Origin of the sequence: [Flexibacter] sp. ATCC 35103 (assembly GCF_001975985.1) — a bacterium.
Taxonomy (GTDB): Bacteria; Bacteroidota; Bacteroidia; order Flavobacteriales; family Flavobacteriaceae; genus Flavobacterium.
In genome coordinates this window covers 43,763-59,457 of record NZ_MTQF01000011.1, presented here as the reverse complement: position 1 = coordinate 59,457, position 15,695 = coordinate 43,763, and the positions used below count along the sequence as shown (strand labels likewise).

General features: G+C 34.0%; 10 protein-coding genes. 6 read left to right on the top strand and 4 right to left on the bottom strand.

Annotation, left to right across the window (positions count from 1 at the left end; genetic code table 11):
• Positions 1 to 2: 2 nt before the first annotated feature.
• Positions 3 to 1,025 (top strand): aminotransferase class I/II-fold pyridoxal phosphate-dependent enzyme, encoded by a 1,023-nt coding sequence (locus tag BXU01_RS20105; protein ID WP_083694955.1) that lies wholly within the window; start codon positions 3 to 5, stop codon positions 1,023 to 1,025.
• Between the two features lie 534 nt (positions 1,026 to 1,559).
• Positions 1,560 to 2,024: a DUF1456 family protein gene (locus BXU01_RS20100; RefSeq protein ID WP_083694954.1), complete on the top strand. Its 465-nt coding sequence runs from the start codon at positions 1,560 to 1,562 to the stop codon at positions 2,022 to 2,024.
• A gap of 222 nt (positions 2,025 to 2,246) precedes the next feature.
• On the opposite strand, the gene BXU01_RS20095 is transcribed toward BXU01_RS20100, so the two are convergent.
• Both BXU01_RS20095 and BXU01_RS20090 read right to left on the bottom strand, forming a co-directional pair.
• Positions 2,247 to 2,951 carry a LytTR family DNA-binding domain-containing protein gene (locus BXU01_RS20095; RefSeq protein WP_083694953.1) on the bottom strand — a complete coding sequence of 235 codons (705 nt, stop codon included), beginning with the start codon at positions 2,949 to 2,951 and terminating at the stop codon, positions 2,247 to 2,249.
• A gap of 3 nt (positions 2,952 to 2,954) precedes the next feature.
• Positions 2,955 to 3,995 (bottom strand): sensor histidine kinase, encoded by a 1,041-nt coding sequence (locus BXU01_RS20090; protein ID WP_083694952.1) that lies wholly within the window; start codon positions 3,993 to 3,995, stop codon positions 2,955 to 2,957.
• A gap of 221 nt (positions 3,996 to 4,216) precedes the next feature.
• Here BXU01_RS20090 and BXU01_RS20085 point away from each other — a divergent pair, with 221 nt between their 5' ends.
• The gene (locus tag BXU01_RS20085; protein ID WP_083694951.1) at positions 4,217 to 5,020 is read left to right on the top strand and encodes a DUF5694 domain-containing protein; all 804 of its coding nucleotides are present in this window, start codon (positions 4,217 to 4,219) and stop codon (positions 5,018 to 5,020) included.
• Between the two features lie 287 nt (positions 5,021 to 5,307).
• Here the strand turns inward: BXU01_RS20085 and sucC are convergent, their stop codons facing one another.
• Positions 5,308 to 6,501: an ADP-forming succinate--CoA ligase subunit beta gene (sucC, locus tag BXU01_RS20080; protein WP_083694950.1), complete on the bottom strand. Its 1,194-nt coding sequence runs from the start codon at positions 6,499 to 6,501 to the stop codon at positions 5,308 to 5,310.
• 415 nt (positions 6,502 to 6,916) lie between these two features.
• Between sucC and gltB the strand changes: the two genes are divergently transcribed.
• The 3 genes from gltB to lysA all read left to right on the top strand — a co-directional run bounded on the left by gltB (position 6,917) and on the right by lysA (position 14,857).
• Positions 6,917 to 11,431 (top strand): glutamate synthase large subunit, encoded by a 4,515-nt coding sequence (gene gltB / locus BXU01_RS20075; protein ID WP_083694949.1) that lies wholly within the window; start codon positions 6,917 to 6,919, stop codon positions 11,429 to 11,431.
• A gap of 158 nt (positions 11,432 to 11,589) precedes the next feature.
• Positions 11,590 to 13,044 carry a glutamate synthase subunit beta gene (locus BXU01_RS20070; RefSeq protein ID WP_083694948.1) on the top strand — a complete coding sequence of 485 codons (1,455 nt, stop codon included), beginning with the start codon at positions 11,590 to 11,592 and terminating at the stop codon, positions 13,042 to 13,044.
• Between the two features lie 589 nt (positions 13,045 to 13,633).
• A complete protein-coding gene (gene lysA / locus BXU01_RS20065) occupies positions 13,634 to 14,857 on the top strand; it encodes a diaminopimelate decarboxylase (RefSeq protein WP_055098521.1) in 1,224 nt (407 codons plus the stop codon).
• Positions 14,858 to 15,279: 422 nt separating this feature from the next.
• On the opposite strand, the gene BXU01_RS20060 is transcribed toward lysA, so the two are convergent.
• Positions 15,280 to 15,570 (bottom strand): hypothetical protein, encoded by a 291-nt coding sequence (locus BXU01_RS20060; RefSeq protein ID WP_083695065.1) that lies wholly within the window; start codon positions 15,568 to 15,570, stop codon positions 15,280 to 15,282.
• Positions 15,571 to 15,695: the final 125 nt, after the last annotated feature.

Genomic DNA, 15,695 nt, shown 5'->3' with positions numbered 1-15,695 from the left:
TTATGAATGTCAACCAATTTCCGGATAGAATTATTGAGATTGACCAGGAACATTACTTGTATTTTGGAGGAACGGCTTATTTGGGATTACCTGTAAATAAGAATTTTCAGGAATTGGTCATTAAAAACATTCGGAACTGGGGAACGACTTACGGAAGTTCCAGAAGCGCCAATATAAAACTGAATGCTTACGAAAATGGCGAGACTTTTTTAGCCCATCATATCAAAGCAGAAAGTGCCGTTACTATTTCGTCAGGAATGCTTGCAGGAAAATTGGTGATCGATGAACTGAATAAAAACACGGATTGCTTTTTTCATTTTACTGATATTCATCCCGCTATCAAAGCAAATAGTTTACCTCTATTTTTAAACGATGACATAAATCCTCGTTTATTAGATTCTAATTCAGAGAAAATTACAATTCTAACAGATAGCGTTCCCTCTTTTCAAACTAAAGCAATCGACTTATCGGTTTTAGCAAAAATTTCGGACCATAAAGAAATTACACTCGTTATTGACGAATCACATTCTCTGGGAATACTAGGCAAAAATGGCTGCGGAATTCATTCTGAAATCAATCTTCCAATTAAAAGAAAAATTACAGTTTCGTCGTTGGGGAAAGCCTATGGTTTAAACGGCGGCGTTATTGCCAGTGACGCTTCTTTCATCAATCAAATAAAAAATCTGGACACTTTTATTTCTGCCGCCGGAATGAATCCTGCATTTGTTCAAACATTGGCGGATGCTTCAGCTCTTTATAAAATTCAACATCAAAAACTACTGAAAAACCTGAATTATATCGATCGACAGTTAATTAAAAATGATACTATAAAATTTGATAAGAGTTATCCTTTAATCTATTTAGAAAATGAAGATCTAATCGAAAAACTAAAAGAAAATAAGATTATCATCGCCAATTTTAAATACCAGGAAAACGAAAGAAATCTAAATCGAATTGTCGTAACAGCAAATCATTTGCATGAAGATTTAGATAAATTAATTGGAGTTCTAAACGAAAATATTTAAAAACAAAAAAGTAAAAAGGTTGCCACGAATTACACGAATTTTCACGATTTTTTCCATTCAATTCTTGAATTTGTGCCGAAAAAAAAACAAAACCCTAATCTCTGACATGTAGTCCCTACGGGACACTTTTTGTTTATTTCTTTTTTTTCTACCAATATTTAACTCCTAACGGAGTATTTTTGATATACTATTTTAAACGATAATAGTAACTGGAAACTTACTAAAACCATGATATTAAGAAGTATCTCGGAGAGATTACATATTGGTAAAAAGGTATTGGAAAAAGCTTTTTGTCCCGTAGGGACTACACCTCTTTTTATTTATAAATTCGAGAATTCTTTGCAAAAAACGCCAAACTTGCTTGTACTCAGCTTTAAATAAAAGCCGAAAAAATTGTCACAAATTCCACTAATTTTCACGAATTAAAATTTAAGCGTGATACAATTCGTGAAATTCGTGGCAAAAAATCTAAGCCTCTCTCAATAAATTGTAATCAAATTAGTTTTAAAACGTACCTTTGTAAAAAATTAAACGATGACGAACAACGATATCCTAAAAAAACTCCGCGTGGCTTTGATGCTCCGTGACGACCAAATAGTTGAAATTTTAGAATTAGTAGATTTTAGAATTACAAAATCAGAATTGGGCGCTTTTTTTAGAGCCGAAGACCATGAAAATTACATGGAATGTGGTGATCAGGTTTTGCGTAATTTCTTAAACGGACTAGTAATTCATTTAAGAGGAACGAAGGAAAATCCGAAAAACCCAAATGATGTTTTGGCAAAACATAAAGCTGAAATCCCGAAGAAAGACAGCACCAAAGAAAGACCTGAATTCAAAGCAAGCGCTAAAGATTCTGAAAGAGGAAGAGGCGATAAAGCTCCTTCTAAATCTGGTCCGGCAACTGGAAAACCTAAAAAGAAAGAATTCCCTAAAGGAAATGGAAAAACATCTGTTGTAGAAAAAGTGGTTTACAAAAACGGAAAAAATAAAAAATAATTTAACCGCAATCCGATAGCTATCGGGAGCAAAGTTTTTTAGCCACGAATTCACGAATTATTTTTCATAATCTTGAAAATAAAAATTAGTGAATTCGTGGCTATCATTTTAAACCCGCAATGTTCGCAAAGTTGTATAGATAAAGCTTTGCGAACTTTGCGTTTATATTGAATCTTATGAATAAAAATCTTTGCGCACTTTGCGGTTAAATGACCACCAAACCTAGATTTTATTCTGATCGATTCTTTCAAAAAAAGCATCTTTAAAAGTTGCGCCTATTGGTAATTCTTTTCCATTAATAAAAACAGAAAAACTATCGGTAGATTCTATTTGTTTTAAGGCAATTATATACGATTTATGTATTTGGACAAAATCCTTTTCAGGCAACGATTCAATTACATTTTTTAAAGACGAATGTGTGATAATTTGTTGTTTCAGTGTATGAATACAAACGTAATTCTGAAGACTTTCTACATATAAAATCTCATCTAAAAACAACTTCTGAAATTTATTCTTTCCATCTGTTTTTATAAAAATAAAATCCGGTGAATTGTTCGGTATAATTTCCGTTTTGGGTTCTGTTTTTAGTTTTGAAACTGCCTGATAAAAACGTTCGAAAGCAATTGGCTTTAATAAATAATCAACAGCATTAAGCTCAAAACCTTCTAAAGCAAAGTCCGGATAAGCAGTTGTAAAAATGACTTTTATATCTTTTGAAATAATTCTGGAAAGCTGTAAACCTGTTAATTGCGGCATCTGGATATCTAAAAAAATAACATCAACACTTTGTGTATTCAGAAATTCTAATGCTTTTAATGCGTCATTAAAAACACCTGCTTTCTCCAGAAAAGATATTTTATCAATATAATTTTCGAGAATGCGGGTTGCTGGCGGTTCATCATCGACAATGATACATTTAAGGTTCATAGATTATTTCTTTAGTGGTATTTTTAAATAGGTTTTAAAGGTATCGTTTTCTGCTGTTTTTTCAAGAATAAACTGATTTTTATAGGTGTATTCCAACCGCTTTGTCAGGTTCTCAAAACCAATTCCGGTTGATGAATAATTCTCCCCTTCAACATTATAATTAAAGGTTGATAGCTCTAAAAAGTGCTCTTCTATCCGGATCGAAATAATTGCTTTTTTATCTGGATTATTTAATTTTCCATGTTTAAAAACATTTTCTATAAAATGAATCAAAGCTGCTGAAAGTATTTTTTCTGTCGAATAATTTCCTTCAATTTCAAAGTCTAAATAAAGCTGGTCTTCAAATCGTTTTTTCTGCAAATGAATGTAGTTTTGTATGAATTGAATTTCTTTAGAAAGCAAAACCTCTTCTTTATCTGTCTCTGTAATGACGTAGCGAAGCAAATCTGAAAGAACCAAAACATCTGCTGCCATTTCATCATCTTTCAAAATCAATTGACTATAGAAAGAATTTAGCGTGTTAAACAAAAAATGCGGACTAACCTGCGATTTCAACATTTGAAGTTCTGCCTTTTTATTCTCTAAAAGCAATTGTTGATTGTGTTTGTATGTTTCCTGAAATTGCCAAAATAAATAACTCAAAGCGCTTAAAACAATTGAAGGTAATCCGAAGAAAAAATTATCACGAACATAATACGTTAGCTCTCTTGTTTTTTGGGCATAATTATGAATTCCCGTAATTTCAAAAATAACTATTTCCTGCATAAAATAGCGTACTCCGGCAAAAATCAATAAGGAGACGGGAATACTTAATACATAAAATAAGAGTCTTTTTTTATTTAAAAACCAATCACAAAACGTGTAAAAGTTCAAAAGATAAACAATGAAAATAGAAAACACAAAACCGGCATTAAATGCAAAATAAAGACTGCTAAAAACGAAATCCATTTTCTGGTTATTCACACCAATATCCCAAAGATAAAAGGTTACAAACAGTCCTGAAAAAAGAAGAATATGATAATAGAAAGGGATTTTTAGCTTCATAATAATGTCGTTGTTATTTCAAAAATACAACTATGACTTTATATGAATACTATATTTATATAAAACCTCTATTTCAGGTGATGAAACATCAAAAACAGTACATGAAATTTTTCGACATTCAATTATCAACGTTTACAATTTGAAACCTGTAGTTTATCAAAAACTAATAAATCACCTTAAAAGCGACTATACATTTGTCATGAATTTAAAAACAAATCATCATGAAAAAAATCGCTTTACTATTCCTTTTTACAATTGCATTCAATACGGTTTCTGCACAATCAAAAAAGAAACAAATTTTATTACTTGGAACTTTCCATTTTGAAAATCCGGGACTTGATATTGCTAAAGTAAACACGTTTAATGTTATGTCTGACAAAAGCCAAAAAGAACTGGAAAACATTACCAATAAAATTAAAAAGTTTGGTCCTGATAAAATTTTCGTTGAATGGAATTATGAGAGACAAGCCAAACTGGATAAGTTTTACAATAAAAACACTGATAGTTTACTCCATAAAGATGCTGACGAAATTGTGCAGGTAGCTTTAAGATCTGCTAAAAAATTAGGTCATAAAAAGCTTTACGGAATTGATTACAACAACGCCGATTTTCCTTATGATAGTTTGGTAAAAGCAATGACAGCAGCGAATCAACTTGATTTAATCAAAAAAAATGAAGAAACCATGAAACATTATGAAGTTGATCAAAATCAAAAAATTGCGAAATATTCCTTAACCGAACTACTCCTGGATATTAATACCAAAGCATCCAACGAAGATAATATTAGCTGGTATCTTGAAACCGCGATTAAAGGCGGAAAAACCGATAATTTTGTTGGCGCTTTTTTAGTATCAGAATGGTACAGAAGAAATCTTTATATGTATGCTTTGATTCAGAAACTAACTGAAAGTAAAGACGATAAAATAATGGTTTTATTAGGCGCAGGTCATACCGCAATGATTCGTGAATTTGTAGAACATGATCCTAATTTTGAAATTGTAGAATTGGCAACGGTTTTGAAATAGTTGTCAATTTAACCGCAAAACTCGCAAGGATTTAAGCAAGGTTCTCAAAGTTTTTTTAGCCACGAATTCACGAATTATTTTTAATCTCAAAGATTATAAAAAAATAATTCGTGAATTCGTGGCTATTTTAAACACATAGCTTTGCGAACTTTGCGTTTATATAAAATCTTATAATTTAAAAAACTTTGCGTGCATTGCGGTTAAATCTCTCAGCAGTAAAATTAAACTCAAAAAAAATCCCTCCGAATGATCGGAAGGATTTTATATATAGTTGATTTCTTATTTGATTAAGAAAGTGCAGCTTTAACTTGGTCAGCAGCTTCTTGAAACTGAACAGCTGATAAGATTGGCATACCTGAATTGTCAATTAATTCTTTTGCAATTTCAGCATTTGTTCCTTGCAAACGAACGATAATTGGCACATTGATAGCGTCACCCATGTTTTTGTAAGCATCAACAACACCTTGAGCAACACGGTCACAACGAACGATTCCTCCAAAAATGTTAATCAAAATAGCTTTTACGTTAGGATCTTTTAAGATAATTCTAAAAGCTGTTTCAACACGTTTTGCATCAGCAGTTCCACCAACGTCTAAGAAGTTAGCAGGCTCAAAACCAGCGTATTTAATTAAATCCATAGTTGCCATTGCAAGACCTGCTCCATTTACCATACATCCTACAGTACCGTCAAGATCTACATAGTTCAATCCTACTTCTTTAGCTTCAACCTCGATTGGGTTCTCCTCACGGATATCTCTCATCTCAGCATATTTTGGTTGTCTGTATAAAGCATTATCATCGATATTTACTTTAGCATCTACAGCCATAATTTTATTATCTGAAGTTTTCAAAACCGGGTTGATTTCAAACATAGAAGCATCAGAACCAATGTAAGCATTGTATAATGAATCGATGAATTTAACCATTTCCTTGAAAGCATTTCCAGAAAGACCTAAGTTAAAAGCAATTCTTCTTGCTTGAAAACCTTGTAATCCAACAGAAGGATCAACTTCTTCAGTAAAAATTAAATGAGGAGTGTGCTCAGCAACTTCTTCAATATCCATTCCACCTTCAGTAGAATACATAATCATGTTACGACCAGTAGCTCTATTTAATAAAACAGAAACATAAAATTCAGAAGTTTCACTTTCACCAGGATAGTAAACATCTTCTGCAACTAATATTTTGTTTACTTTTTTACCTTCTGCAGAAGTTTGAGGTGTAATCAATTGCATTCCGATAATTTGTCCAGCAATTTCTTCAACTTGTTGCAAGTTTTTTGCTAACTTAACTCCACCACCTTTTCCACGACCACCTGCGTGAATTTGTGCTTTTATTACGTGCCATCCTGTACCAGTCTCGGCAGTTAATTGTTTTGCAGCAGCCACAGCTTCGACTGCATTGTTAGCCACAATTCCGCGTTGAATGCGTACTCCGTAACTCGCTAAAATTTCTTTTCCTTGATATTCGTGTATGTTCATAATATAGAATTTGTCTGGTTCTGAATTTATTTCAGAATAAAAGTGCGACAAAAGTAGCAAAATTCAACTTAAAAGTAAAATCTTTTTCAATTAAAAAACAAGTAGGGAATTTATAAAACGTTTATTCTTTTTCTATGCAAAGAAATAGTTAACTAAACAATTTGTTAATATTAACTGGAATCCGCTAAAACGTTTGATATTTAACAAAAACATCACCGTATTTATTAGCCTTGCGGCGATTTTTCTTAATATATTCTAACGCGTGTTGTCATTTTATCAATTCGCAATGGCTAATATAATATTATTATCAATTAAGAAGCGTTTTTCTAATATTACAATAAAAATGTAAGTCAAATTATAATTTCAATACATTATGTTTAACGAAATCTTTATTTTTGTAGAAAAAATATCAAGAATGAAAGTTAAAGAACAAGGGCTTTATTTGCCTGAATTTGAACACGACAATTGTGGTGCAGGATTTATTTGTAATTTGAATGGTATTAAATCAAATGATATTATTCATAAAGCATTGGACATCTTAATAAAATTGGAACATCGTGGTGCCGTTAGTTCTGATGGAAGAACTGGAGACGGGGCTGGAATTTTATTCGATATCCCTCATGCTTTCTTTAAAAAAGTATGTGACTTTGAAATCCCTGAAACACGTGAGTATGCAGTAGGAATGGTTTTTTTACCAAAAAGCAAAAACCAGGTTTCTTTTTGTATCAATGCTTTCGAATCGACTATTAAGGATCAGAACTTAAAGATCCTGGGTTGGAGAGATGTACCTGTTGAAGTAGAAAATTTAGGACAGATTGCCGCAGAAAAAGAACCAACAGTTAAACAGGTTTTTGTTAGCAAAAACGGTCAGGATTTAACTGAACAAGAATTTAATGCAAAACTTTTTGCAGCTAGAAAAATTGCTGAACATGCCGTAAGAGGATCTAAAACCTCTGAAAGTCATATGTTTTATTTCTCTAGTTTATCGACAACTACCATAATATATAAAGGTTTATTGATGCCGGAAGACATCAGCCGTTATTATGTTGACTTAAAAGATCCAGATTTAGTGACTCGTTTGGCGTTAGTACACCAACGTTTCTCTACTAATACTTTCCCGTCCTGGGAACTAGCTCAACCGTTTAGATACATGTGTCATAATGGTGAGATCAATACACTTCGTGGAAACGTTAGCCGTATGCGTGCTCGTGAAGAACTGATGGAAAGCAAAGTTTTTGGAAATGATATTAAAAAATTATTCCCAATTATCTTAGAAGGAAAATCAGATTCTGCTTCTATGGATATGGTGGTTGAACTTTTATTAATGACTGGTCGTTCATTGCCGGAAGCGATGATGATGGTTGTTCCTGAAGCTTGGGAAAAACACCAAACGATGTCTCCTGAAAAAAGAGCATTCTACGAATTCAACTCTTGTATTATGGAACCTTGGGATGGTCCAGCTTCTATCCCGTTTACAGATGGTAACGTAATTGGTGCTTTATTAGACCGTAACGGTTTACGTCCTTCTCGTTATACGTTGACAAAAAGCGGTTTCGTAATCATGTCATCAGAAATTGGTGTACTTGATGTTGAGCCGGAAGATGTAGTACAACACGGTCGTTTAGAGCCAGGAAAAATGTTCTTGGTTGACATGAACGAAGGCCGTATTATTGAAGATGATGAAATTAAAAAAGCAATTGTAACAAAACGTCCGTATCAGGAATGGATCGATGCTAACTTGTTGCCTTTGTCTAAAATACCATATACCAACAATCCTACTCCGGTTGAGAAACTTGATTTCCAGACCAGACAAAGATTATTTGGTTATACTATCGAAGATTTAAAAACAATCATAAACCCAATGGGAGCTCAGGGTGCTGAAGCCATTAGTTCTATGGGTAACGATACGCCATTGGCAGTATTATCAGAGCAGCCGCAATTGTTGTACAACTATTTCAAACAATTATTTGCTCAGGTTACCAATCCGCCTTTAGATGGTATTCGTGAAGAAATCATTACAGATATCAGCTTAGCAATTGGTGGTGATTTTAATATTTTTGAAATTGAATCTAAACAATGTAAAAAACTAAAAATCCAGAATCCGGTTATTTCGAATGAGGATTTGGATAAAATCAGAAACATTGATCACGCAGATTTCAAATCGGCTACTATTTCTACTTTATATAAAATAGAAAAAGGAGTTAACGGTTTAGAGCGCGCGCTTGAAAAATGTGTTCAGGCAACTTTTAAAGCTGTTTCTGAAGGATGTAACATCATCATTTTATCAGACAGAGGCGTTAGCGAAGAATTAGCTCCAATACCAATGTTATTGGCTTGTTCTTATATTCACCACTCTTTGAATATTTTACAGGTACGTTCTAAATTCGGAATCATAATCGAATCTGCAGAACCTCGTGAGCCACATCATTTTGCTTTATTGTTTGGATATGGTGCAAGCGCCATCAATCCTTATATGGTAAACGAGATTATTCACGATCAGGTAAACCAGGGATTCATTACCGGAGTAAAAGCGGATTATGCTATTGTAAATTACAATAAAGCAATCGCAAAAGGTATCCTTAAAATCATGAACAAAATTGGTATCTCGACTTTACATTCGTACAGGGCTGCTCAGATTTTCGAAATTTTAGGTTTAAACAAAACTTTCACTAATAAATATTTCCCTTACACACCTTCAAGAATCGAAGGAATTGGTTTGATGGAAGTAGAAAAAGAAGTAAAGAAACGTTTCCAGAAAGCTTTCCCAAATTCAAAAATTGCAAACTTGCTTTCTCTTGAAATTGGAGGTATTTACAGATGGAGACGTGGCGGAGAAAAACACATGTTTAACCCCACAACTATTTCTAAATTACAACAGGCCGTTCGTTTAAATAGCCCAGAAAGTTATAAAGAATACTCTAACATGGTTAATGAGCAAAGCTCAAACCTAATGACAATTAGAGGTTTATTCGAATTCAATAATTTAGATCCAATTTCTATTGATGAAGTAGAGCCCTGGACAGAAATTGTGAAAAAATTCAAAACGGGTGCCATGTCTTACGGGTCTATCAGTAGAGAAGCACACGAGAATTTGGCAATTGCCATGAACAGAATTGGCGGAAAAAGTAACTCTGGAGAAGGTGGAGAAGATCCTAAACGTTTCCAGAAAGAAATTAACGGAGATTCCAGAAATAGTGCAATCAAACAAGTTGCATCAGGACGTTTTGGTGTTTCGATTAACTATTTGACAAACGCTAAAGAAATCCAGATTAAAATGGCCCAAGGAGCAAAACCTGGTGAAGGTGGTCAATTACCCGGAGAAAAAGTAGTGCCTTGGATTGCTGAAACCAGAAACTCAACGCCTTATGTAGGTTTGATTTCGCCTCCGCCTCACCACGATATTTATTCTATTGAGGATTTATCTCAGTTGATTTTCGACTTGAAAAATGCGAATCGTGAAGCACGTATAAACGTAAAATTAGTTTCTGAAGTTGGAGTTGGAACGATCGCTGCCGGTGTTGCCAAAGCAAAAGCTGACGTTATCCTGATTTCAGGTTATGATGGAGGAACTGGTGCTGCACCATTGACATCGCTACAACACACAGGTATTCCGTGGGAACTTGGATTAGCTGAAGCGCAACAAACTTTGATCTTAAATGATTTAAGAAGCCGTGTAGTTCTGGAATGTGACGGACAATTAAAAACAGGTCGTGACGTAGCTATCGCTGCATTATTAGGAGCCGAAGAATTTGGTTTTGCTACTGCCCCGCTTGTTGCTTCCGGTTGTATTATGATGAGAGCTTGTCACTTGAATACTTGCCCGGTTGGTATTGCTACTCAGGATCCTGAATTAAGAAAAAATTTCAAAGGAACTCCGGAACACGTTATTAACTTCATGTATTTTATTGCTGAGGAATTAAGAGAAATCATGGCTCAATTAGGTTTCAGAACCTTAAAAGAAATGGTAGGTCAGTCACAAAAATTAAATGTGAACAAAGCGATCAAACATTACAAAGCAAATGGTTTAGATTTATCATCGATTCTATACAAACCTGAAAAAGCGAAAACTGAACCAATTCACAATACAACTGAGCAAGACCACGATTTAGACAATGTATTGGATTTTGCTATTATCAAAGAAGCAATTCCTTCTATTTATAGAAAAGAAAAAACAAGAGTTACATTTAAAATTAAAAATACAGACCGTTCTGTAGGTGCTATTTTGAGTAATGAAATCTCAAAAATATATGGCGCACAAGGTTTACCTGATGACACTATTTTAGTTGATTTTGAAGGTTCTGCCGGACAAAGTTTTGGTGCTTTTGCCACAAACGGATTGTCGTTTAAAATTCACGGAAACTGTAATGACTATTTAGGAAAAGGATTATCCGGAGGAAAATTGATTATCAAAGTCCCTCCTACTGCAACTTTTAAACCTGAAGAAAACATCATTATTGGTAACGTTGCCCTTTACGGAGCTATTACCGGAGAGGCTTATATTAATGGAATGGCCGGTGAGCGTTTTTGTGTGAGAAACTCCGGAGCAACTGCGGTTGTTGAAGGAATTGGAGATCACGGATGCGAATACATGACAGGTGGTACAGTAGTAGTTTTAGGAAAAACAGGAAGAAACTTCGCAGCTGGTATGAGCGGTGGTGTTGCTTATGTATACGATCCTAATCAAAAATTCGATGCAACACTTTGCAACATGGAAATGGTTGCCTTTGATCCTATCGAAGAAGATGATGTTACAAAACTAAGAAAACTGATCAAAAACCACTCTTTGTACACCAACAGTCCATTAGCAAAAAGAATTTTAGCAGACTGGGAAAATGAACAAAACCATTTCGTAAAAGTAATGCCAACTGATTACAAAAAAGCATTACAACGAATTGCAGAAGAGAAAAAAATAGAAGAATTAATAGCGTAATTAAAAAGATTTTTGAATGATGATTAACGATTTTTGATTTCAGATTTCATCCCATTTGTCTTCCTGAGCGTCCCGAGACTTCGGGAGAAGGATTGAATTGGAAGTCTGAATTTAAAAATTGGAATTTAAAACATCATTTGGAATTTAATTAAAAGATCATGGGTAAAATAGGCGGATTTAAAGAATATAACAGAGCCGACGAAAGTAATTTAGCAGTAGCAGAACGTGTTTCTAACTACAATGAATTTACGATTCCGTTAGCAAAAGATAAAATAAAAGAACAAGGTTCAAGATGTATGGATTGTGGTATTCCTTTTTGCCACAGTGCTTGTCCGTTAGGAAATTTAATTCCTGACTTCAATGACATGGTGCATCAGGAAGAATGGCAAAGTGCATTAGAGATTTTACAATCTACTAATAACTTTCCGGAATTTACAGGTCGCTTATGCCCTGCTCCATGCGAGAAATCATGTGTATTAGGTATCATCAAAGAACCTGTTGCGATCGAAAACATCGAGAAAAACATCATCGAAAGAGGTTTTGCAGAAGGTTGGATCAAACCACAAGCGCCAAAAAAGAGAACAGGAAAAACTGTTGCCGTTATTGGTTCAGGTCCTGCAGGTTTAGCAGCAGCTCAACAATTAAACAGAGCCGGTCACACCGTTACTGTTTTTGAAAGAGACAATGCAATTGGAGGTTTATTACGTTACGGAATTCCTAATTTTAAATTAGAAAAAGGAATTATCGACAGACGTGTTTTAATTCTTGAAGCCGAAGGAATCACTTTTAAAACTAACGTAAATGTTGGAGTAAATTTTAGTGTAGACGAATTAAACGCTTTTGATTCTATCGTATTATGCGGTGGAGCAACAGAGAGAAGAAGTTTGCCAACTAAAGGAATCGAAAGCAAAGGTGTTGTTCAGGCAATGGATTTCCTGACACAGCAAACTAAAGTTTTATACGGAGAATCTGTTCCGGACCAAGTAAAAGCAACCGGAAAAGATGTGATCGTAATTGGTGGTGGAGATACAGGATCTGACTGCGTTGGAACATCAAACAGACACGGAGCCAAATCGGTAACGAACTTTGAGATTTTACCAAAACCTCCGGTTGGCAGAAGCGAATCTACGCCATGGCCTTTCTGGCCGTTGCAATTAAAAACTTCATCTTCTCACGAAGAAGGCTGCGACAGAAACTGGTTAATCAATACAAAAGAATTTTTATCGAATGATAAAGGAGAATTGGTTGGATTAAAAACCGTTGAAGTACAATGGAAAATGACTCCGGGTCAACGTCCTGAATTAATCGAAAAAGAAGGTTCTGAGAAAATCTGGCCTTGCGATTTGGCTTTGTTGGCTTTAGGATTTACAGGTCCTGAAAAAACTTTAAGCGAGCAATTAGGTCTTGAAGTAGATATGAGAAGCAATTATAAAGCTACTAATTATCAAACAAACGTTCCGCACATTTTCACTGCCGGAGATATGCGTCGCGGACAATCATTAATTGTATGGGCTATTTCAGAAGGTCGCGAAGCAGCAAGAGAAGTAGATTTGTTCTTAATGGGCTCTACGAACTTGCCAACCAAAGGAAACGGAGACTTACCAAGTCTTTAATTTTTTGAGGTTCTGAGTTACTAAGGTTCTAAGACTCTAAGTTTTCTTACTACCTTAAATTTAAGAACATCAAAATGATTTAAAGTCTCTAATTCCGATAAACAACACTACTACAAAGGCTCCTGAAAATTCAGGAGCTTTTTTTATGCCACTGATTTCACAGATTAAAATGATTTTTTTTGGTTTGCCACAAATTACACTAATTTTCACTAATTAAATGTATTGCGTTTATGTATGGTGTCCCAACGATTAAAACCTTTGGCTATGTTTAGCGTTGCAACAATTAGAAAAACTAATTAGATTGATTAACTCAAAAATTCAAAGAATAAAAAATTCGTGAAAATTCGTGAAATTCGTGGTAGAAAAATATAAAAATCTCTGCTAATCTTTTTAATCTGTGGCAAAAACTTAGTAACTTAGATCCTTAGCAGCTTAGAATCTTTTACTAGGCATGCATTGTAATTTTATAAAAACCCATTTTAAGTCGATTTTTGTTTAAAAACAAACAATTTGTTACAATTTGTTATTTTTCTACAAATAATTTGCTGTTAGTCAAAAGTGTAATAACTTTGCTCAAAATAGTTTAAAAATGCAAGCAAAAGATTTACTGCAGTTAGCAGACCAATTTGGAAGTCCATTATATGTTTATGATGCCGAAAAAATCCAATCTCAGTACAACAGGTTAACTAAAGCTTTCTCTAAGGTAGAAAACTTAAGAGTTAATTACGCCATGAAGGCATTGTCTAACGTTGCGATTCTTCAGTTATTAAAGAACATGGGGTCTGGTTTAGATACTGTATCGATTCAAGAAGTTTTATTAGGACTTCATGCTGGCTATGAACCTGAAAAAATCTTTTTTACACCAAACGGAGTTTCTCTGGAAGAAATCGAAGAAGTTGCCGCAATGGGTGTACAAATCAATATTGATAACTTATCTATTCTGGAGCAATTCGGGACAAAATATCCACAAATTCCGGTATGTATTCGTATCAATCCGCACGTAATGGCGGGAGGAAATGCTAATATTTCGGTAGGACACATCGATAGTAAATTCGGAATCTCTGTACATCAAATTCCGCATATATTGCGAATTGTAGAGAACACAAAAATGAGTATCGTAGGTATTCACATGCATACAGGATCAGATATTCTTGATATCGAAGTATTCTTGTATGCTGCCGAAATCTTGTTTGATACCGCAAAACACTTCAAAGATCTTGAGTTTTTAGATTTCGGAAGCGGATTTAAAGTTCCTTACAAAAAAGACGATATCGAAACCGATATTGAAGAATTAGGAAAAAAATTATCCAAAAGATTCAATGCTTTCTGTACAGAATATGGCAGAGATTTAACGTTGATTTTCGAACCAGGAAAATTTTTGGTGAGCGAAGCAGGTTTCTTCTTAGCAAAAGTAAACGTAGTAAAACAAACAACTTCAACCGTTTTCGCGGGAGTTGATAGTGGTTTCAACCACTTAATTCGCCCTATGTTTTATGGTTCACAACACTATATAGAAAACATCTCAAACCCAAAAGGAAAAGAGCGTTTTTATTCGGTTGTAGGATATATTTGCGAAACAGATACATTTGCAAACAACCGCAGAATTTCAGAAATTACCGAAGGTGATATCTTAGCTTTTAGAAACGCCGGAGCATATTGTTTCTCAATGGCATCGAACTACAATTCAAGATACAAACCAGCCGAAGTTTTATGGAAAGACGGAAAAGGAATCTTAATTCGTCAACACGAAACATTCGAAGATTTGCTTAAAAATCAAATTCCGTTGCCGCAAGAAGTTGCTGCAACAGTTTAAAAATAAAAAAAAAGAGAATATCTATTTAATCCCGTTTCTTAATTGAAGCGGGATTTTTTTTGTTTTAGATTTTAGATATCTAACATTTGTCAGGCTAAGCGAATTGTATGTCAGGCTGAGCGTCCCGAGACTTCGGGAGAAGTTCACGCAAAGTAATCGCCAATAATAGAACGCGGATGACGCGGATTCGCTTTGCGAAAACACAGATAAAAACAGATTTTTTTTATGATCTTTCAACTGAATTTACGTGACCTAACAAACCCGACAGGTTTTAANNTAAAAACCTGTCGGGTTTAACAAACTCTAATCATCAGGTCTCTGGGAATTTGAATTTTCTGAATTTTGGCATCTTTCTCCGAAAAGATTTAATCAATTTCACTTCACAAAAGACTTTATTTCAGAAACAGAAATTGGTTATTATTTTATTTTAAATACTTAAACCATTTGTCTTCCATAGATTTCTCTACATCAATATTGTGATAATTGGCAAACAATAAAATTTGCCCAAGAAGATCAGCTACTTCATTCGAAATATTTTTTTTCAATTCTTCCTGTGTCAAATTTCTATTTCTTCCTCTAGATGTATAAGAAAGATAATTTTGAGTCAATTCTCCCAATTCTTCCTGAAGTTTTAAAATATACCAATCATCATCTCTTGTTATATTACAGTTTTTTTCATACTGATCAGAAACCATAACAACTTTTTTTGTCATTTCATTTAAATCCATTTCCTTTTCAAGTGTCTTAAATTTTAATTATTCCTCTTTATTTTATCTTCTTCTAATCTCTAATAAAAATAATGTTCGCAAAGATAATGATAATACTTTATTTTTATAAA

What these genes read in the sequence shown, in the direction of transcription:
- BXU01_RS20105 (WP_083694955.1), top strand. Translation starts at nt 3, where the DNA reads ATGAATGTCAACCAATTTCCGGATAGAATTATTGAGATTGACCAGGAA.
- BXU01_RS20100 (WP_083694954.1), top strand. Translation starts at nt 1,560, where the DNA reads ATGACGAACAACGATATCCTAAAAAAACTCCGCGTGGCTTTGATGCTC.
- BXU01_RS20095 (WP_083694953.1), bottom strand. Translation starts at nt 2,951, where the DNA reads ATGAACCTTAAATGTATCATTGTCGATGATGAACCGCCAGCAACCCGC.
- BXU01_RS20090 (WP_083694952.1), bottom strand. Translation starts at nt 3,995, where the DNA reads ATGAAGCTAAAAATCCCTTTCTATTATCATATTCTTCTTTTTTCAGGA.
- BXU01_RS20085 (WP_083694951.1), top strand. Translation starts at nt 4,217, where the DNA reads ATGAAAAAAATCGCTTTACTATTCCTTTTTACAATTGCATTCAATACG.
- sucC (WP_083694950.1), bottom strand. Translation starts at nt 6,501, where the DNA reads ATGAACATACACGAATATCAAGGAAAAGAAATTTTAGCGAGTTACGGA.
- gltB (WP_083694949.1), top strand. Translation starts at nt 6,917, where the DNA reads ATGAAAGTTAAAGAACAAGGGCTTTATTTGCCTGAATTTGAACACGAC.
- BXU01_RS20070 (WP_083694948.1), top strand. Translation starts at nt 11,590, where the DNA reads ATGGGTAAAATAGGCGGATTTAAAGAATATAACAGAGCCGACGAAAGT.
- lysA (WP_055098521.1), top strand. Translation starts at nt 13,634, where the DNA reads ATGCAAGCAAAAGATTTACTGCAGTTAGCAGACCAATTTGGAAGTCCA.
- BXU01_RS20060 (WP_083695065.1), bottom strand. Translation starts at nt 15,570, where the DNA reads ATGACAAAAAAAGTTGTTATGGTTTCTGATCAGTATGAAAAAAACTGT.